18 protein-coding genes and 1 pseudogene are annotated in these 19,157 nt (G+C 45.6%); 15 read left to right on the plus strand and 4 right to left on the minus strand.

The features are described 5' to 3' along the window. Positions 1-105 precede the first annotated feature (105 nt). From AACT52_RS12640 to AACT52_RS12665, 6 genes are all read left to right on the plus strand, one after another. On the plus strand, positions 106-702 hold the full coding sequence (locus AACT52_RS12640) for a (2Fe-2S)-binding protein (protein WP_083629955.1): 597 nt from the start codon (positions 106-108) through the stop codon (positions 700-702). Between the two features lie 14 nt (positions 703-716). Continuing rightward, entirely contained in the window at positions 717-1,712 is a 996-nt protein-coding gene (locus AACT52_RS12645) for an FAD binding domain-containing protein (protein WP_073626552.1), read from the plus strand. Beyond that, complete coding sequence (locus AACT52_RS12650; RefSeq protein WP_073626563.1) at positions 1,709-4,009, plus strand: xanthine dehydrogenase family protein molybdopterin-binding subunit; 2,301 nt, start codon at positions 1,709-1,711, stop codon at positions 4,007-4,009. The genes AACT52_RS12645 and AACT52_RS12650 overlap by 4 nt, the downstream gene beginning before the upstream one ends. 197 nt (positions 4,010-4,206) lie before the next feature. Further along, a complete protein-coding gene (locus tag AACT52_RS12655; RefSeq protein WP_073626565.1) occupies positions 4,207-5,370 on the plus strand; it encodes an XdhC family protein in 1,164 nt (387 codons plus the stop codon). Next, the gene (locus AACT52_RS12660) at positions 5,367-5,993 is read left to right on the plus strand and encodes a nucleotidyltransferase family protein (RefSeq protein WP_073626567.1); all 627 of its coding nucleotides are present in this window, start codon (positions 5,367-5,369) and stop codon (positions 5,991-5,993) included. Before AACT52_RS12655 ends, AACT52_RS12660 begins: the two co-directional genes overlap by 4 nt. Positions 5,994-6,230: 237 nt before the next feature. Then, the gene (locus AACT52_RS12665; protein WP_073626569.1) at positions 6,231-6,632 is read left to right on the plus strand and encodes a fasciclin domain-containing protein; all 402 of its coding nucleotides are present in this window, start codon (positions 6,231-6,233) and stop codon (positions 6,630-6,632) included. A gap of 983 nt (positions 6,633-7,615) precedes the next feature. On the opposite strand, the gene AACT52_RS12670 is transcribed toward AACT52_RS12665, so the two are convergent. Then, positions 7,616-7,921 (minus strand): RNA recognition motif domain-containing protein, encoded by a 306-nt coding sequence (locus AACT52_RS12670; RefSeq protein ID WP_073626573.1) that lies wholly within the window; start codon positions 7,919-7,921, stop codon positions 7,616-7,618. Positions 7,922-8,582: 661 nt separating this feature from the next. Between AACT52_RS12670 and AACT52_RS12675 the strand changes: the two genes are divergently transcribed. From AACT52_RS12675 to AACT52_RS12695, 5 genes are all read left to right on the plus strand, one after another. Further along, positions 8,583-8,855, plus strand: a complete 273-nt coding sequence (locus AACT52_RS12675; RefSeq protein ID WP_073626578.1) for a GlsB/YeaQ/YmgE family stress response membrane protein — start codon at positions 8,583-8,585, stop codon at positions 8,853-8,855. Between the two features lie 263 nt (positions 8,856-9,118). After that, on the plus strand, positions 9,119-9,265 hold the full coding sequence (locus AACT52_RS41350; protein WP_233153774.1) for a hypothetical protein: 147 nt from the start codon (positions 9,119-9,121) through the stop codon (positions 9,263-9,265). Positions 9,266-9,669: 404 nt separating this feature from the next. Then, the gene (gene atpD / locus AACT52_RS12685; protein ID WP_073626580.1) at positions 9,670-11,118 is read left to right on the plus strand and encodes a F0F1 ATP synthase subunit beta; all 1,449 of its coding nucleotides are present in this window, start codon (positions 9,670-9,672) and stop codon (positions 11,116-11,118) included. Between the two features lie 102 nt (positions 11,119-11,220). Next, the gene (gene atpC / locus AACT52_RS12690; RefSeq protein WP_073626582.1) at positions 11,221-11,634 is read left to right on the plus strand and encodes an ATP synthase F1 subunit epsilon; all 414 of its coding nucleotides are present in this window, start codon (positions 11,221-11,223) and stop codon (positions 11,632-11,634) included. 178 nt (positions 11,635-11,812) lie between these two features. After that, entirely contained in the window at positions 11,813-14,053 is a 2,241-nt protein-coding gene (locus AACT52_RS12695; RefSeq protein WP_073626584.1) for an SPFH domain-containing protein, read from the plus strand. A 129-nt stretch (positions 14,054-14,182) separates the two neighbouring features. Here the strand turns inward: AACT52_RS12695 and AACT52_RS12700 are convergent, their stop codons facing one another. Then, positions 14,183-14,398: a hypothetical protein gene (locus AACT52_RS12700; protein ID WP_073626586.1), complete on the minus strand. Its 216-nt coding sequence runs from the start codon at positions 14,396-14,398 to the stop codon at positions 14,183-14,185. A 24-nt stretch (positions 14,399-14,422) separates the two neighbouring features. Here AACT52_RS12700 and AACT52_RS12705 point away from each other — a divergent pair, with 24 nt between their 5' ends. Then, positions 14,423-16,165 (plus strand): serine/threonine-protein kinase, encoded by a 1,743-nt coding sequence (locus AACT52_RS12705; RefSeq protein ID WP_073626588.1) that lies wholly within the window; start codon positions 14,423-14,425, stop codon positions 16,163-16,165. Positions 16,166-16,184: 19 nt separating this feature from the next. Here AACT52_RS12705 and AACT52_RS12710 read toward each other — a convergent pair whose 3' ends face one another. Then, entirely contained in the window at positions 16,185-16,484 is a 300-nt protein-coding gene (locus AACT52_RS12710; RefSeq protein WP_041040380.1) for a 30S ribosomal protein PSRP-3, read from the minus strand. A gap of 172 nt (positions 16,485-16,656) precedes the next feature. Between AACT52_RS12710 and AACT52_RS12715 the strand changes: the two genes are divergently transcribed. The 3 genes from AACT52_RS12715 (at position 16,657) to AACT52_RS12725 (ending at position 18,852) form a co-directional block, all read left to right on the plus strand. Then, complete coding sequence (locus AACT52_RS12715; protein WP_073626590.1) at positions 16,657-17,481, plus strand: TIGR01548 family HAD-type hydrolase; 825 nt, start codon at positions 16,657-16,659, stop codon at positions 17,479-17,481. Positions 17,482-17,549: 68 nt separating this feature from the next. Beyond that, positions 17,550-17,999 (plus strand): bifunctional diaminohydroxyphosphoribosylaminopyrimidine deaminase/5-amino-6-(5-phosphoribosylamino)uracil reductase RibD, encoded by a 450-nt coding sequence (locus tag AACT52_RS12720; RefSeq protein WP_233153760.1) that lies wholly within the window; start codon positions 17,550-17,552, stop codon positions 17,997-17,999. 58 nt (positions 18,000-18,057) lie between these two features. Continuing rightward, the gene (locus AACT52_RS12725; RefSeq protein ID WP_073626592.1) at positions 18,058-18,852 is read left to right on the plus strand and encodes a Tab2/Atab2 family RNA-binding protein; all 795 of its coding nucleotides are present in this window, start codon (positions 18,058-18,060) and stop codon (positions 18,850-18,852) included. A 46-nt stretch (positions 18,853-18,898) separates the two neighbouring features. Here AACT52_RS12725 and AACT52_RS12730 read toward each other — a convergent pair. Further along, a pseudogene (locus tag AACT52_RS12730) lies at positions 18,899-19,135 on the minus strand (DUF2470 domain-containing protein). Positions 19,136-19,157 lie beyond the last annotated feature (22 nt).

Raw genomic sequence — 19,157 nt, forward strand, 5'->3', positions numbered from 1 at the left:
CTAGAGTTTATAAGAAGTAGGTTGAAAACCCCGCGCTATAAATTGCTAAAAATCATACTAAAACTTTGAAAAAATCAAAGGATTTATCTTTAAGGACAGACACCAATGGAGAACACAAACACAGCAACTTCAGAGCGCGTCTCAATACTCGACCAAATACCTCCAGTCGATTCGCAACTTACCTCTTGTGCGCCTTCTGACACCATCCCGGTGACACTGTATATTAATGGTGCAGAACACACTTTGCAGATAGATCCACGCGTCACACTACTCGATGTCCTCCGGGAATACATCGGACTAAGCGGTACGAAAAAGGGCTGTGACCACGGACAGTGCGGTGCGTGTACGATACTTGTTGAAGGACACCGTATCAACTCGTGCTTGGCGCTGGCTGTTTCATATGATGGGGAACAAATTACCACAATTGAGGGTTTAGCCGAGGGTGAAGATTTGCACCCAGTCCAAGAGGCATTTCTCCACCACGATGCTTTTCAGTGCGGTTACTGCACTCCAGGACAAATCATGTCTGCTGTAGGACTGCTTTTAGAAGGACAGGCGAAAACTGATGCTGAGATTCGCGAACAAATGAGCGGCAATATTTGCCGATGTGGTGCTTACGCAAATATCCTTGCGGCAGTTCGTGAAGTGTGTGACAACGAGCAAAACTCGAACGGGAACGCCTCAGCACCTCAAGCAAAATAACGGAGGCAAAACCGATGAACCCATTTACTTATGTACGCGCCGCTAACTCAAATGAAGCGATCGCCACAGTAAGCCGCGAGTCACAGGCAATGTTCATTGCAGGTGGCACCAACATGCTTGATTTAATGAAGGAAGGCGTGCATACGCCAAGCCAACTCGTAGATATTCGCAAACTCCCGTCCACAGAAATTGTTACCAAGGACGGTGGTATTCGTATAGGAGCGGCAGCACGAAACAGCGATGTTGCTTATAATTCGATAGTTCAAGAACGCTATGCTGTGCTGTCAGAAGCTATTCTTGCGGGAGCCAGCGCTCAACTGCGGAACATGGCAACTGTCGGCGGAAATCTCATGCAGAGAACACGCTGCCCGTACTTTCACGACATAGCCTTTGCCTGCAACAAACGTCAGCCTGGTTCAGGTTGCGCCGCCCTACAAGGTTTCAACCGGATGCATGCAGTCTTAGGCACAAGCGATCGCTGTATCGCCGCACACCCCAGTGATATGTGTGTTGCACTTGTGGCGCTTGATGCAGTTGTGCAGACACAGGGAGCAACAGGTGAGCGGAGCATTCCCATCAGCGATTTTCACCTATTACCTGGTGATACGCCGCATTTGGAAACAGTGCTGGAACACGGGGAGATTATTACAGCAGTTGATTTGCCAGCTATGCCATTTGCTTGGCGTTCTCACTACCTAAAAGTACGTGATAGAGCATCTTACGCCTTTGCGCTGGTATCCGCAGCTGTGGTACTCGAAATAGATGGCGAAGTGATTCGCAATGCCCGGATTGCTCTTGGTGGTGTAGGAACAAAACCGTGGCGTTCTCTGGAAGCAGAAGAAGTGTTAGTCAGCGCGCCAGCAACAGAAGAGACTTTCGCAGCAGCAGCAAATGCAGCAATGCGGGAAGCGAGACCATATCGACACAATCAATTCAAAATTGAGTTAGCAAAGCGGACCTTAGAAGAAGCACTCAAGACGGTAGCAGCAATGTCAGGAGGTCAAGCATGACAGGTGTTATTTCCCCCCCAAAAGAAACAGAGCAAGTTGTTGGTAAGCCAATTAACCGCGTTGACGGACGGCTCAAAGTCATGGGTGCGGCTCGTTATACAGCAGAGATTCCGCAAGACAACATCGCTCATGCTGTGCTGATCCAAAGTACCATTGCGAAAGGTCGGATTAAAGACATTGATACTTCTGTTGCAGAAAAAGCACCAGGCGTGCTAACCGTTATTACCCACCGTAACGCGCCAAAACTCAACCAAACAGAAGGAAACTCACCCAAGCCCGGTGAGAACCTGGTACCACTCCAATCAGACAAAGTGTTTTACGACGGGCAACATATCGCTGTGGTTGTCGCCGAAACGTTGGAGCAAGCGAAATATGCCGCCTCGCTCGTCCGTGTCACTTACGAGGAAGAGAAGCCAACCGTTAATATAGAACAAGAATTACCAAAGGCATACCAACCGGAACAGTTGTTTGGTGAAGAACTGCAAGTGCAACGGGGTGATGTTGCCAAAGCACTTGCCCAAGCCGAGGTGAAGATTTCACAGACTTACACAACCCCAATTGAACACCACAACCCAATCGAATCGTCGGCTACCATCGCTGTTTGGAACGGCAATCAACTCACAGTCTACGATGCGACGCAGGGCGTGATTCGTGCACGCAATGTTGTGGCACACACACTCGGCATCCCTAACGAAAACGTTCGTATCATTTCGCACTTTGTTGGCGGTGGGTTTGGTTGTAAAGGTTATACGTGGTGGCACACAATCTTAGCAGCAGTCGCCGCGCGTATAGTAGGTCGTCCGGTCAAACTTATGGTTACGCGCCAGCAGATGTTTACATCTTGCGGTCATCGTCCCCGTACAATTCAACAACTTACACTAAGCGCAACAAGAGACGGAAAGTTCACCGCCATTCGGCATATAACAACATTGCAAACTGCCGAAGTTGGTGAATATGTTGAGGGGTGTGGGTTAATGACTCGAATACTGTATGCTTGCCCGAACTTAGAAGTGGCGCATAATTTGGTTCGAGTCAACACTGGGACTGCGACATTTATGCGGGCACCTGGAGAAGCACCAGGTACGTTCGCGTTAGAATCGGCACTAGATGAGTTAGCGTACGAGTTAGGAATTGACCCCGTAGAACTCCGCATCATTAACCATGCTGATGTCAACCCGCACACAGGTAAGCCCTGGTCGAGCAAACACCTCAAGGAGTGTTACCAGAAAGGAGCAGAAAGATTCGGCTGGTCACGTCGTAACCCTACACCGGGTTCAATGCGGGATTCTGACTATCTGATTGGTTGGGGAATGGCAACCGCGACCTTCCCAGGCTACCGTTCTCCAGCGTCAGCAAAAGCTCAACTTTTCGCTGACGGACGTACTATCGTGTCGAGTGCAACACATGACCTCGGTACAGGCACTTACACCATCATGACGCAAATTGCTGCTGATGCCCTTGGGCTTCCTGTGGAACGAATTGAGTTTAAGCTGGGTGAATCATCCATGCCCAAAGCACCTGTTGCTGGCGGTTCACAGTCAGCCGCAAGCGTCGCACCTGCTGTACAGGGAGCAGCAGAGGAATTACGTAACAGAGTGATTCGCCTTGCTATTGATGACGAGTCGTCACCATTGTATAGAGCAGCCCAAGAGGCAATTTCAACCGAAAACGGACGAGTTTTCCTCAAAAACGAGCCATCCAGAGGAGAAACCTACGCAGAGATTCTACAACGCAATAATTTACCAGTAGTTGAAGTTGAAGCGATCGCAAACACTGCTGCTTCAGAAACACAACAAAGCTCAGACAACAAAGTCGTGAGAATCTGCGTTGGTAAAAACGAAAACTCCGACTGGCAGCAGTATGCGTTTCAATCTTTTGGCGCACAGTTCGCTGAAGTCCGCGTTCACCCCCGCTTAGGACAAGTACACGTCACACGTTTCGTCAGCGCCATTGATGTTGGACGCATCCTTAACCACAAAACTGCACGCAGCCAAATCCTTGGTGGTGTCACCTTCGGGTTAGGCATGGCATTAATGGAAGAGACAGTACTTGATCAGCAAAGCGGTCGTCTAGTCGTGCGTAACTTAGCTGATTACCACGTTCCTGTCCACGCAGATATCGGAGACATCGATGTGCTATTTATCGATAAACCCGATCCACATATCAGTAAAATGGGCGTGCGCGGTGTTGGCGAAATCGGGATTACTGGCGTTGCTGCAGCAATTGCCAATGCCATTTATCACGCAACAGGAAAGCGCATTCGCGACCTGCCAATTACCCCTGACAAGCTGCTGTAAAGGGACTAGTACCGCAAGGCGTTCGTCAAAAGTCAAAAGTCAAAAGTCAAAAGGCTGATTCTGTGGGCTTTTCGCTGCTTTTGAATGGTAGCTTTATTTCCGCCGTCGTGTACTAGTAGTCTTGATAGTTCGTAGTAAGCGCTTTAGCGCTAAAGCGCCTACTACAAACCCCAATTCCTAGTCAATCTCCTAAAAACATGAAAGAATTACAAGATATTGTTACCGACTTCCTTGCCCTCAAAAGTCGTGGTCAAATTGCAGGTCTTGCCACAGTAGTCAAGGTCAAAGGTTCTACTTACCGACGACCTGGTGCTAGAATGCTCATGACTCAAGATGGTTGCATGACAGGTTCTATTAGTGGCGGTTGTCTGGAAAGTGACGTTTTTGAACACGCCAAACAGGTCATGGCTTCAGGTGAACCAACTTTGGTGAAATATGACCCAGAAGTTGCAGAGGAAATTATCTGGGCACTTGGGCTGGGTTGCAATGGCGCAGTTCATGTTCTCATTGAGCGTTTGGATAAACAATTAACATTTATCAGCGAGTGTCTCATTAACAGACATTCAGGAGTTTTGGCAACAGTTTTCTGTGTAGAAGGTCAACTTCAGGCAAAGGTGGGAAATCACCTGATGCTTTACCCAGATAAAAATATTACCAATGAAATTGCAGACTCTATTTTAACCGAAGCTGTGATTGCGGATGCTCAAGCTACCTTGCAACAGCAAAAGTCAAAAGTTCAAACTTACCAGTTAGCAACAGGTCGTGCAGAAGTTTTGATAGAATTCATCCAACCGCCAACACCACTACTCATTTTTGGGGCAGGTCAAGACGCTATCCCTGTTCTACACTTTGCTAAAGAGCTAGGTTGGCACGTCACTGTCGTAGACCATCGACCTACCTATCTCACCCAAGAAAAATTTCCTTATGCTGATAGCTTGATTCTCACGAGTGCAGAAGCTGCTTATAAACATATATTGCTAGAAGATAGCACAGTAGCGATTGTGATGACACATAACTACTTCCACGACAGAGAACTCCTCAAAATGTTGCTGCCATCTGCGGTACGCTACATTGGTGTGCTTGGTCCAAAACGCAGAACCGTAGAATTACTTGAAGATTTGCACGCAGAGGGAATGGTCTACACTCAAGAACAGCTTAGCCGATTATACGCTCCGGTTGGTATTGACATTGGGGCTGATACACCAGTAGAAATTGCGCTTTCTATTGTTGCTGAGATTCAGGCTGTCCTTACCAAACGTGCTGGTGGGTTGTTGAGAGATAGAATTGGACCGATTCATCATCGCATTGATGAACTAGATGTTCAAGCAATCCAGTCCACTCAGCAACGCATCAGTATATGATAAACCCGCGACAGGTAGAAAATGCTGCCTCAGCAATTGGAGCGATCGTGCTTGCGGCTGGCGCATCAACTCGCATGGGTACACCTAAACAATTACTACACTTTGAAGGGCGTAGCTTCCTGCGTCAAACTGTAGAAGTTGCAATTGCCTCAGTTTGTAAGCCAATTGTAGTTGTCCTGGGAGCTTATGCAGAAAAAATGCGCCAAGAGGTTAACCAGCTTCCGGTTATGGTGGTAGAAAACCCACAGTGGCACGAGGGGATGGGTGCTTCAATTCAAGTTGGTATGACAGCACTAAACGCTGCTAGTGAAGAAATTGAGGGAGTCGTGCTGACACTTTGTGACCAGCCATTCGTTTCATCTGATGTTATCAATCAACTTGTCGCTGCTTACCATTCTACAGGTCAGGGAATTATTGCTTCTGAATATGCCGGAACATTGGGTGTACCCGCTCTTTTTAGCCGCAAGTTTTTTTCAGACCTGATGAATTTACAAGCTACATCAGGAGCAAAACAAGTCATCAAGAAATACTCTCATGAGGTGTTTCCTGTCCCCTTTGCCGCAGGTGCCATTGATATCGATACACCACAGGACTACGAGGAATTACAAACTCGCAAGGATTGACCTGCCACCCTTGATTATCATTACAGCAGTTTTCAATTAGTTATACCAAGTTGCGTTCAAATTGATATCGGCAACACACCTGATCGTCAGTAAGCAATACGAGACGCTACGTATTTCCCATAAATTCACGTCGTCAAGAATGCAATAAAATCTCCTAAAAACCTACCAGTTTTCTGTATCTTTTCTGAGAAAGTAGTTTATACTTGTTAACAGACTACACAAAACTAGGTAAAACACATGGCTGACATTGTTGATACTGCCGTTAATGCTGGTTCTTTCAGTACCCTAGTTGCTGCGGTCAAAGCTGCTGGTCTGGTAGATACTCTTAAAGGCGCTGGTCCATTCACCGTATTTGCACCTACTGATGATGCTTTTGCTAAGCTTCCAGCAGGCACGGTAGACGCATTGCTTCAGGACATTCCAAAGCTGACCAAAATCCTGACGTATCATGTTGTTTCAGGCAAAGTCCTCGCGGCTGACGTGGTTAAGCTGAAGTCAGCTAAAACAGTTGAAGGAACGGAAGTCAAAATTGACGCTTCCAATGGCGTCAAGATAAATGATGCCAATGTCGCAACGCCGGATGTTGCTGCTGATAATGGTGTGATCCACATTATTGATACAGTCTTGATTCCTGCGTAAATAAACAAAGGAGAATAGCGAATAGTATCTTTGGGGCAGCAACTACCTATAGTTGCTGCCCCACATATGTATCTATTTTAGAAAGCACTTTTTATATCATGTCTGGTTGATTAGCTTGCCAAATTAACCAAAGCGTCCCCCTGGAACCGGACTACGCGTGAGACTGATTTGCGATAATGCTCAGCAGTAAATACTGATAATGTGATATTTATCTGACCAGGGTCTATGATCTCTTTCACAGTGCAGATCTGCATTCTGTTGTTGCAATACGCAACGATGCGATCGCCAACCTGGATATCCAACGCTTTAATTTTCAAGGACTACTTAACCTCATTAAGGAATCGGCGAAGCTTGCGCTGCATTCAGCACACTTGCTTATCTACATAAGTCACTAAATAGCTGTTTTTCCTTACTATTATCAGCAGGTTATCCCGCTTTGAATTGCCCTGTACACAACCCAAGGAAAAATATATTGCTAAATTTCACTTACGCAACAATTGCTATCCCTATTTATCATAACATATAAATTAGGGTTGTGATATTATCAAATTTCAAATTCTATTGTCAAGGTATTTTCTACCTAAAATACATCAATTAGCAACAAGTGGAAGCCTCAAAGTTAGATATAGAGACTCTTTTACTCCTGTAAGCGCAAAGCGCCCCCGCTAGGCGTACAAAGCAGCGGGCAAGGGAGGCCATATTCTGACTTCTGACGCCAATATTGCTGCTATATATAGGTGTATCCGGATGAAGTACAGGTCATCTGCGTGCAATGGTTTGTCCATCTGCCGTTCCTTAATTCTTTGATGTATTGCACCCAATTGAAAACCGCTATATATTATAATTTTTATTTCGCTAACTACCCTCAAAAAGCAACGAAAAGCCCCCGAATGAAGTCGGGGGCAAAGTCCATAAAAGACTATTTTGCTCTTTTAGCTTTTGCTTGTGGCATTTCAAAGCTAAAAGAGTTCTATTTATGAAGCTTAGTAGCGGTTACGTCCGCCGGTGTAATTTCCTCGGTTCCCCCCGTTAAACGAACCTTTATCTTCCCTGGGTCTTGCCTTATTTACTTTCAAATCACGACCCATCCACTCTGCCCCATCAAGAGCTTCAATGGCTGCTGATTCTTCAGCATCTGTACCCATTTCCACAAAACCAAAGCCGCGTGCCCGACCTGTTTCCCGGTCAGTAGGAAGCTGAACTCGCTTTACAGAACCATATTCTGCAAAAACAGCATTCAGATCATCTTGTGTAACTTCATAAGAGAGGTTACCTACATAAAGTGACATACATTGTCTCCAAAATCATAAATGTGTAGAGATTTACATTTCGGAGACAAGCCTGTCAAGACTAAAACGAAAAAGCCTGTCAACACTATCACCGAATTCATTCTCATCTACGATGATAACATACCACCCCGTGCTGAAGACGGCGAGCTTGAAAAACTGTGATAAAAAGTCATATTTGGTAGCTAGGTGTTGTGATGCCAAATTTTTTGGCTGATGCCCAACAGAAATACTTTTCATTGCTAGATAACGGGTTCTAGCTCTATATGGCTCAACTTATTGAGGAGATGACGCTTATATATAGACTCACTCGGCTTCACCATTTCATTCTTCTGGTGTCGCACTCTTCTTCTTATCTTCTTATTAAGAAAAAGCTCAGTTTAAACCTTAGCTTTATTCCTCAAGTAGAGGCTACATCTCATGAAAAATGCATATACTGCAATTACCAAGCAATAATGAATTGATAAGCCCCTAGTATGAGACTTAACTAGGAGCTTTTTCTTAATCTATTATCTATCTGGATTAAGGCATATGCCCTAGGACAAGTAGGTATTCCAGTATTCCTCTAGGTCATTCATAAATAGTTCTGTTGGCAGATTGGATACCAAGATTTGAATTGTTAACCTGTAACTATCAAACAAAAAGATTCACTCAATCTAAAAAAATGAACATTCTTGCTTGGGTTGTATTAGGTCTTTTAGCTGGTGCTATTGCTAAAGCTATCTACCCCGGTCATCAAGGCGGTGGAATTTTAGGAACAATCTTGTTAGGAATTATTGGGGCTTTTGTCGGCGGTAGTTTGGGCGTCTTCTTTACCACAGGTACCTTGAGCTTGGCGGCTCCTACTCTCAGCATTCCCGGTATTGCTGTAGCCGTTCTTGGTGCAATTGTTGCTGTTTTCTTATGGAACCTCTTAACCCGTAGGGGTGCTGTCTGAGAAATGAAATCATAATCAATTTATAAGAAACTTCAGGGAAGTATTTAGGTATTATTGATCCCTGAATTTAACGATAAATATAGCGCTTCTCTGTAGTTAGGGAGGCGCTATTATTTTTGATAATTCGATACAAACTGATTTAGGATTGCTATAGCGGTTCTCATATGCTGTTGGTTTAAGATATCGACTTCCAAGTCACGCCTAAAGGAATGTTGGGTAAACACGCTTGAGATGGTGGATTTGATCAGTTCATCAACATTCTGATATACGTATGTTGGAAACGCCAAGTTTACTTCGCTAAAGTTGACCACATAGAAACAAGCCAAATTTGCCCCAATTGTGAAGCGTATACTGAAAAAAAATTTGTTGCTATCTTGAAAAGAGCGGCTGAAATGACGCAAACACGTTGATAGTTCTTGTCATCCGCTATTCTCATGGCTTTAGTTGTGAGCGATCGCACTTCGATGCCCGCATTCGGGCGATCGCCTCCTCCAGGTGCGCTTTGCGCAATCGCCCAAAGAGCAGTCAGTTTGGGTATTGGCATATGCCCAAAGGGGAGCATCTACGCGTGAAAATCGGGAGTGGGGAGTGAGTTAAGTTCTAAATTGACACAGTCGCCGAGTTGTTTGATGCGATCGCACAGGCGAGGAGTAAAAGAGTATAACCTGCTTACCAATCGATAGCCTCAATCTTAAGGAGAAATTTAAGCGTAATAGAGGGGATCGTTCAGTGCTACTCTTGAAGATGACATGGCGTTCATCTTATGTCTCTCTTGACCTTATTTGAAATATAGCTTCAATCATTAAGGCTCAGCATGGTCACCACTGCAGAAAAAACAAACGTTGGTTACATTACTCAAGTTATTGGTCCGGTTGTAGATGTGAAATTCCCGAACGGGAAAATGCCACAAATCTACAACGCTTTGACCATCACAGGCACTAACGAAGCCGGACAACACATCTCAGTTACTACCGAAGTACAGCAGCTGCTAGGTGACAACCAAGTACGAACTGTTGCCATGAGTTCCACTGATGGCTTAGTGCGTGGTCTGGAAGTCGTTGATACTGGCGCTGCCATCAGTGTGCCTGTTGGTAAAGCCACGCTGGGTCGGATTTTCAACGTCCTCGGCGAACCGGTAGACAATAGAGGACCTGTCAATTCAGAAGAAAGATTGCCCATCCACCGCGATCCTCCCAAATTCACGGAATTGGAAACCAAACCCTCCGTGTTTGAAACCGGGATTAAAGTTGTTGACCTGCTAACTCCCTATCGGCGCGGTGGTAAAATAGGTCTATTTGGCGGTGCTGGTGTAGGCAAGACCGTCATTATGATGGAGTTGATTAACAACATCGCCACACAACATGGTGGAGTGTCGGTGTTCGCTGGAGTGGGTGAACGCACCCGTGAAGGCAATGACCTCTACAACGAAATGATTGAATCTGGGGTGATCAATAAAGACAACCTCAACGAGTCGAAGATTGCCCTAGTCTACGGTCAAATGAACGAACCACCCGGAGCGAGAATGCGGGTTGGTTTGTCGGGGTTGACAATAGCAGAGTACTTCCGCGATGTGAACAAGCAGGACGTGCTCCTGTTTGTTGACAACATCTTCCGGTTTGTGCAAGCAGGTTCAGAAGTGTCAGCTCTGTTGGGACGGATGCCTTCTGCGGTAGGATATCAGCCTACATTGGGAACCGACGTAGGTGCATTGCAAGAGCGCATCACCTCCACCAACGAAGGATCAATTACCTCGATTCAAGCGGTGTACGTACCTGCTGATGACTTGACCGACCCCGCACCCGCTACCACCTTCGCTCACTTGGATGGAACAACGGTGCTGTCTCGCGGTTTGGCAGCTAAGGGAATTTATCCGGCGGTTGATCCCCTCGGTTCGACTTCTACCATGTTGCAACCCAACATTGTTGGCGACGAACACTACAACACCGCTCGTGCTGTACAATCGACTCTCCAGCGGTACAAGGAACTTCAGGACATCATCGCCATTCTCGGTTTGGATGAACTGTCTGAAGAAGACCGTCTGATTGTGGCGCGTGCGCGTAAAGTTGAGCGTTTCCTGTCTCAGCCGTTCTTTGTGGCAGAAGTATTTACCGGCTCTCCTGGTAAGTATGTGAAGCTGGAAGATACTATCAAAGGCTTCCAGAAGATTTTAGCTGGTGAGTTGGATGATCTGCCAGAGCAGGCTTTCTACTTGGTTGGCGATATTAACGAAGCGATCGCCAAAGCCGAAAAACTCAAAGGTTAGTCATTAGTCCTTAGTCCTTAGTCCTTAGTTCTTATCCAAAGGACTAAGGATAAATGGCAAATGACACAGGACAAATGACACAGGACAAGTGACAAAAGACAAATGACATTAACTGTTCGTGTAATTTCCCCAGATAAAACAGTGTGGGATGCTGCGGCTGAAGAAGTCGTTTTGCCCAGCACGACTGGTCAGCTTGGTATTCTCAGCGGACACGCACCACTATTAAGTGCCCTGGATACGGGTGTTATGCGAGTACGTCCTAGTAAAAATCAGGATTGGGTGGCGATCGCTTTGTCAGGTGGCTTTGCCGAAGTCGAACAAGATGAAGTCACAATTCTGGTAAACGGTGCTGAGCGTGGTGACAAAATTAACCTAGACGAAGCCCGTGCTGCTTATAACGAAGCAGAAACCCGTTTAAATCAGGTAAAACCAGACGACAGACAAGCACAAATTCAAGCAACTCAGGCTTACAAACGCGCTCGCGCCCGTTTTCAAGCTGCTGGCGGTTTGGTCTAAGTTTCAAAGCAAAGACGAGGCAGCTTAAGAGTAGGGTGGGCAATGCTCACCCTATTAATTTAAAATAATTAAAAAAAAGTATTAAGTTTTATAAACTATTAGGGTAAGTTTAGGAAATGAATCAGAGCCACAAGGAAGTCTTACCTTAGATCATTAGTTGCCCAGAGGGGCACAAAAAATGAAAGGCTTTCAATACTTCCTTGGTGCGCGTAAACATAATAAGATATTTCGTTTCGCAGCATCTGCTGTAGCAACCTTGGCGCTGGCTGGTAGCATTCATTCTGCCAGTGCGACTCCCATAAAAACAACTACTGCACAAGAAATCACCTCCGCATCAACTCAGTTAGGTGAGACAAAACCAACAGTTGCCCAAATCCCAACTAGCACTACTAACAGTCAACTCATACCAGTGTCGCCTTGGGGAATCATCCCCATTGTTGTTGTTGGCGGTTTAGTTATCTTTGTCCCCCTAGTCTTTGGGGGACTCGTCGTGATTGGCGAACGTGAAGTTGGAATTGTCGTCAAAAAATTTGCCATTTCTGGACGCGGACTGCCAGCTGGAGGACTCATTGCCCTGAACGGTGAAGCAGGCTTACAGGCTGATACTCTTGCTCCTGGCTGGCACTGGGGCTATTTGCCTTGGCAGTACTCTGTTCGCAAAGAACCAGTCGTTGTTGTTCCCCAAGGTGAAATCGCCCTGCTTGTAGCGGCAGATGGCGCATCCAATCCTCCAGAGCGTATCCTGGGTAAAATCGTAGATTGCGATAATTTCCAAGATGCCCGCAAATTCCTAACTCAAGGTGGGGAAAAAGGTCGTCAAATGGGCTTTTTAACAGCAGGTACTTACCGCATCAACACTGCCCTATTTAAGGTGATCATGGCGGGAAATGCCAGTCAGCATGGCATGAGTCCTGAACAGTTGCGCGTCTACACCGTTGCTTCTGATAAAGTTGGTATCATCACGACTCTGGACGGTCTGCCAATTCCCCCTGGTGAACTTGCAGGTCCAATAATTAACGGACACAACAACTTCCAGAATGGGCAAAAATTCATTGATGGCGGTGGACGACGGGGTTTGCAAGAGCAGATTCTGCTTTCTGGTTCTTGGAACCTGAACCCTTGGTTTGTCCAAGTTGAGCAAGTGCCGATGACGGAAATTCCCATTGGCTATGTGGGCGTAGTGATTTCTTTTGTAGGTAAGGCACACGAAGATGTCAGCGGTGCAGCTTTCACCCACGGTAATTTGGTGAATACTGGACACAAAGGCGTCTGGGTGGAACCACTGTATCCAGGTAAGCACCCGCTCAACACTCGGATTATGAAAATAGAACTAGTGCCGACGACCAACATCGTATTAAACTGGTCAGGTCGCACCGAACGCCATAGCTATGATGCTAAACTCGCTTCCCTAACAGTACGTTCTAGAGACGGGTTTGCTTTTGATTTGGAAGTAGCGCAAATTATTCATGTGGGCGCTTTGGATGCTCCAAAGGTGATTTCCCGTGTTGGTTCGATGCAGAATTTAGTTGACCATGTGTTAGAACCGACCATTGGCAACTATTTCCGCAACTCCGCTCAAGATTATACAGTACTAGACTTCCTCAGCGCTCGAAGTGAGCGGCAAACTGAAGCTGCTGAGTTTATTAAAACAGCGATACGAGCTTATGACGTGCAAGCGATTGACACCCTCATCGGTGATATTCAGCCGCCTGCAACATTAATGCAAACGCAGACAGACCGGAAAATTGCTGAAGAGCAACGCAAAACGTTTGAAGTTCAGCAACTGGCGCAAACGCAACGCCAACAACTTGTCCGGGAAACGGCTTTGGCTGAGATCCAACAAGATATGGTGCAGTCAGAGCAAGGTGTGAAGATTGCCGAACTTAAGGCAAAGGCTGACATCCAGCAAGAAACGGTGAAGTCAGAGCAAGGTGTGAAAATTGCCGAACTCAAGGCGAATGCCAAAATTAAAGAAATGACGGGTGAAGCTGAGGCTATCCGCTTAAGAGCGACAGCAGAATCTGAGTCTGTGCGGTTAAGAGCTGGTGGTGAAGCGGACTCTGTGCGTCTGAAAGGGCTTGCAGAAGCAGAAGCGATCCGCGCCACAGGTAACGCAAAAGCAGAAGCCTATGGCGCTGGTGTGGAAGCTTTGGGAGAGCAAGGTTATACGGCAATGCAGATGATGCAGATTATTGGTGATGGCAAAGTCCGTCTCATCCCAGATGTACTAGTTGGTGGAAATAACGGCAGTACTAACGGTTTGGTAGATGGGCTACTGTCGATGATTTTATGGAATCAAACTGCCAAGCCAGGTGAAACAATAATACCTTTGCAGCCAAAACCACAACCAACTCCTCCGTCAAATGGTCATCAGCCTGTAGTGGTTGATTTTCCCCTGGATGGAAACGTCGGTAAGTAGGACAAATCATAAGCTCGCGCAAAGACGCTGTAGAGACGCAAAATTTCACGTCTCTACACTAGTAGCCTGTCAATTTTGATTTGAGGGCTTCGTAGTAAGCGCTTACTACAAACTACTTCTAACCCTCAATTATTTCTTAAGACTTTTAAGGAGTTGTTGCTTTGTTACAAAATAATGAGTAATTTCTGCAGAACTGAGCGGTATAACTGTTGTTGCAGGTCGAATTGGCTGTAGTAAAGCGTTGAGACTGCAATGTGAACTGCTTGCTTTTCTGTACACGCACTCAGCAGTTATACCAGGTATCCGAAAGTAGTCGCCGATTTGTAATTGTTGGAAGGTCATCATAACCTAATTATCTCCTCAAAAATTTTGCTGATAAAAGAACGTTACCGTTTACTTAAACAGACTGGTCAAGGGGGATTTGGCAAAACCTTCGTTGCTGTGGATGAGGGACAATCCCCCGCAATTCCTTGTGTCGTTCAACAATTTGGGCTGCAAAACCAAAAACTTGAAACTTTTGAGCAAAAAGCACAGCGTCTAGAGGAATTAGGCAAGCATCCACAAATTCCCGCTTTACTGGCGCACTTTGAGGAAAATCACCACTTATATTTAGTGCAGGAGTTTATTGAAGGCACGAACTTGGCTACCTTGGTGGAGAAGGAGGGAGCCTTCAGTGAAACTCAGATTTGGCAACTTTTAGAGAATTTGTTGCCAGTTCTCAAGTATGTCCACGCTCACAACCTTATCCACTGCGATATAAAACCGGAAAATATTATTCTTAAATCCCCTTCTAATTTCATAGGGAAGGATCTGGTTTTGGTTGATTTTGGCGCTGCTAGAACTGTGACATCAATTGACCTAACAAGTGACAGTCTTATCGGTAGCGCAGAATATGCTGCTCCAGAACAAGCTAAGGGTAACCTCGTAGTTGGTAGTGACCTTTACAGCTTAGGTGTAACTTGTATTTACTTACTTACCCAAATTCCTCCTTTTGATTTATTTGATATTGCTGATGATTGCTGGGTTTGGCGACAGTATCTTACGACAAAGGTCAGTGAAGGCTTGGGTAAAATTCTTGACAAGCTTGTGCAAAAAGACTTTACCCAACGCTTTGAATCTGCTGATGAAGTCATGCAAGCTATGGGTATCCACTGCCCATCAGTTGATCACTCTATTACTCCACCTTCCCGCCTCCTCTGGCAATGCTCACATACCTTGACTAGTCATCTCGGTATGTTGAGTAGTGTGAATTCAATTGCCATTCACCCCGACGGCAATATTTTAGCTAGTGGTCATGACAACAAAACTATTAAATTGTGGGATTTAAACAGCAAAAAACAAGCATATACCTTTGCCGGACATTGCCAAGCGGTGAAATCTGTAGCCTTTAGTCCGGATGGAAAAATTCTGGCAACGGCTAGCGATGATAAAACTATCAAATTATGGAACCTCAACACATTGGAGGAAATCCGCACCCTCTTTGGACACGCTCATGGAGTAAAATCAGTTGCTTTTAGCCCAGATGGTGAGCTACTAGCTAGTGGTAGCTGGGATAAAACTGTCAAACTGTGGAATGTCAAGACTGGAGAAGAGATTTGTACGCTGACTGGACACCAATTACAGGTGAGTGCAGTGGCGTTTAGTCCTGACGGTCAGCTTCTGGCTAGTGCTAGTTTTGACAGAACTATTCGCTTGTGGTCAAAGGGAGAATTTAAAAACCGCCCACACTACACCTTTTTAGGTATCCTTTCAGGTCATGCATGGGCGGTTTTAGCGATCGCCTTCAGTCCCAATGGTAATCTTTTAGCGACTGGCAGCGATGATAACACTATTAAATTGTGGGAGGTAAACACTGGTCAGGTCATTAGCACTCTTTTAGGCCATTCCTGGTCGGTGGTCACACTGGCTTTCAGTGCCGATGGAGAAACACTAATTAGTGGAAGTAGAGACAAGATAGTCAAATTTTGGAGCGTCAGCACAAAACAAGAAGTTGGTACTCTCTCTGGTCATGTAGACTCAGTGTCTACCGTTGCTATTAGCCCTGATGCACAAGTGATTGCTAGTGGCAGCAGGGATAAAACTATCAAACTCTGGGAGCTTGTTCAACAGTAGGGGAGTTCATTATGCAGCTTTAAGCGCTACCTGTAAAGCCAACTTCCGGAAATCTTAACTGAGCTTCAGCCATCGGGCGGTTTCTGCCTTCTTCTTGCCAGTAGTTAATCACTTCTGTTGCTTTATTCAGCAATTCCACCCGATCCAGTTCAGTAATCCAGTGTTTTGACTCTAGCTCCTTTTTTAACTCTTCCCAAGCGTCATTCCTTGGCCAGAAAAAGTACTTAGTCAAAGGACTTGTGCCTTTGCCTACGACTTGATCCACTGCCAAAGCGACGTTTTCGTCTAACCACAGTATTTTCAAAATAAACTTGGACAATCACACCTCCCCTGGAGTATCCAGGCAACAGTCACTAACGTATGCGATCGCCTATTTTAACGCAATACCTAGCTGCTTACCAAATAGAAATTAGGTTTTGAGTGTTTTTAAATTTTGAATTTTCTTTCCATTTCCCAATCTAAAATCTAAAAATCTCAAATCTACGCGTTTTATGACCGAACAACCCTCAACAAAAGCGATAGTTGTTTTCGATATTGACGGCGTTGTGCGCGATGTCGGTGGTTCTTATCGACGAGCGATCGCAGATACTGTAGAGCATTTTACACAGGGAGCGTATCGCCCAACACCACTCGACATAGACCAGCTCAAGTCTGAAGGCACTTGGAATAATGATTGGGAAGCATCCCAAGAATTGATTTACCGCTATTTTGAAACTCAATCCTACTCTCGCGAGCAATTGCAACTCGACTACAACGCCATTGTCGCCTTTTTTCAATCGCGTTATCGAGGACCAGACCCCCAAAATTGGACGGGATATATCTGCAATGAACCCTTATTGCTACATCCTAGCTACTTAGAGGAACTGACAAAAGCTGAGATTCCTTGGGGATTTTTTAGCGGTGCGACTCGCGCTTCTGCGACTTATGTTTTGGAAAAGCGTCTTGGCTTGAAGTCCCCAGTATTAATCGCAATGGAAGATGCACCAGGTAAACCAGAGCCGACTGGACTTTTTGCTACTGTTCGCTTGTTGGATTCCCACAGTAAAACCCTTGACAAATTAACGCCAGTTATGTATGCAGGAGATACAGTAGCTGATATGTACACAGTAGAGAAAGCGCGTTTGGGGCAACCTTCTCGGGCTTGGATCGGTGTAGGTATTTTACCTCCTCATGTACAGGAAACAGCAGCGCGTGCTGATGCATATGCGGAGACATTGCTAGCCGCAGGAGCATCTATAGTTTTGAGCAACGTAGAACAACTAAGTCCGCTTAAAATTCAGGAATTACTTAACGAAACAGCTTTTGGACAGGTGTAGGTGATATTTTGTGGGAGTAGGGGTGCAAAGCCGCCGCGCCTCTATTCCGCGAAACTCAACAGATTAGCATGATGTCTAATTCCAAAAAAAATGATGAAATGTTTATGCTGGCAGCTTTAGCTACAAGTCGAAAAGCTTTGCCCCAATGTTTGCCGAACCCGCCAGTAGGCTGTGTCATCGTAGATGCTCTTGAGATAGTAGCATCCGGATACACGCGGGAGCCAGGAACACATCATGCTGAGGCTGATGCGCTTAACCAAATTCAAGGCAAAGCTTTCGACTGCTTGAAAATGTACGTAACTCTTGAACCTTGTTCTTTTCATGGACGGACACCTGCATGTGCTTTAGCGATCGCCGAAGATCCTCGTATTCATCAGATATATGTATCTATAGTTGATCCAGACAAGCGTAATAATGGTCAAGGATTGGACATTCTCAGAAAAGCAGGAAAGACAGTTCATATCGGGTTATGCGCGACGGAAGTGAACGCCTTTCTTAAGCAATATCTATTAAGGTGATGAAACATGAATCGGAAATTTACGCCACATTTAATAGAGTTCCCGCGCTATAAGTCCTATGCAAATTTGGCAAGCTGATTTTTATCGTCGTCCGCAGACAGAAGCATCTGGACAAGTTATGTGGGAGTTGTTGATTTGTGACGCAACTCGCAGCTTTGAGTATCAGGCAACTTGTCCGCAGTCGCAAGCAAGTTCTAGTTGGGTTGCTTCTCAACTTCAGCAAGCAGCTGGAGAAAAACTGCCAAATGTCATTCAGGTGTTTCGTCCTCAGTCTTTGAGTTTAATAGAACAAGCTGGACGCAGTTTAGGCATTTCTGTGGAACCAACTCGCCGCACTTTGGCATTAAAACAGTGGTTGCAAGAAAAGCAATATCCAATTTCCTTGGACAAACCACCCCCAATGCCATTACCAGAAAATCTTTGGGGAGAAGAATGGCGTTTTGCTTCACTGACTGCTGGTGATGTGGTAGAGGTATTTGGCGATCGCCCCATTCCAATTCTTGAAATGCCAGAATATCTCCTACCCATCAATTTTGGTTTAGCATCAACGATACCTGTCCCCGGTGTAGTCATTTATGGTGGAAGGCTATCAATGCGTTTGGCACGGTGGCTGCAACAAGCCCATCCCGTAGCAGTCAATTACATTGCCGGTGCGCCTGATGGTTTGGTGTTAGAAGCTAGCTTAGTTGACAGATGGATTGTTGCCACATTTGAAGATAAAGAAGTGGCAGCTGCTGCTAAAACCTATGAACAGCGGAAGCACCAAAGCCGGGGACTTCATTTTTTGTTAGTGCAACCCGATGATTCTGGGATGACTTACACCGGCTTTTGGTTGTTACGTGAGGAGATATAGTGACAAAACATTGAACAAAAGCAAAGATTGGCTTTACCAAAAGGTCTCACTTTGTCTTAGCCCGCACCTGCTTCACCATTGCAATCAAGGTATGATGGGCATCTTCCGCATCTGCTAAAACATGGTCAAACTGTATGCGTACTGGTACAACTTCCCCGTTCATCTGTGCGTCTAAATTCATACCTTAAGCATCAATAGACACCATTTCTGCTGCTGTTGCGTTGGCTAAACTGCCAAAAGCTTGAGCGTAAAGAAGCACCGCGTCTGCATGATCCTCGTTCATCAGAAAAATTGGGTCTGAAACC

This window comes from Scytonema sp. HK-05 (genome assembly GCF_963872035.1).
Lineage (GTDB): Bacteria > Cyanobacteriota > Cyanobacteriia > Cyanobacteriales > Nostocaceae > Kalymmatonema.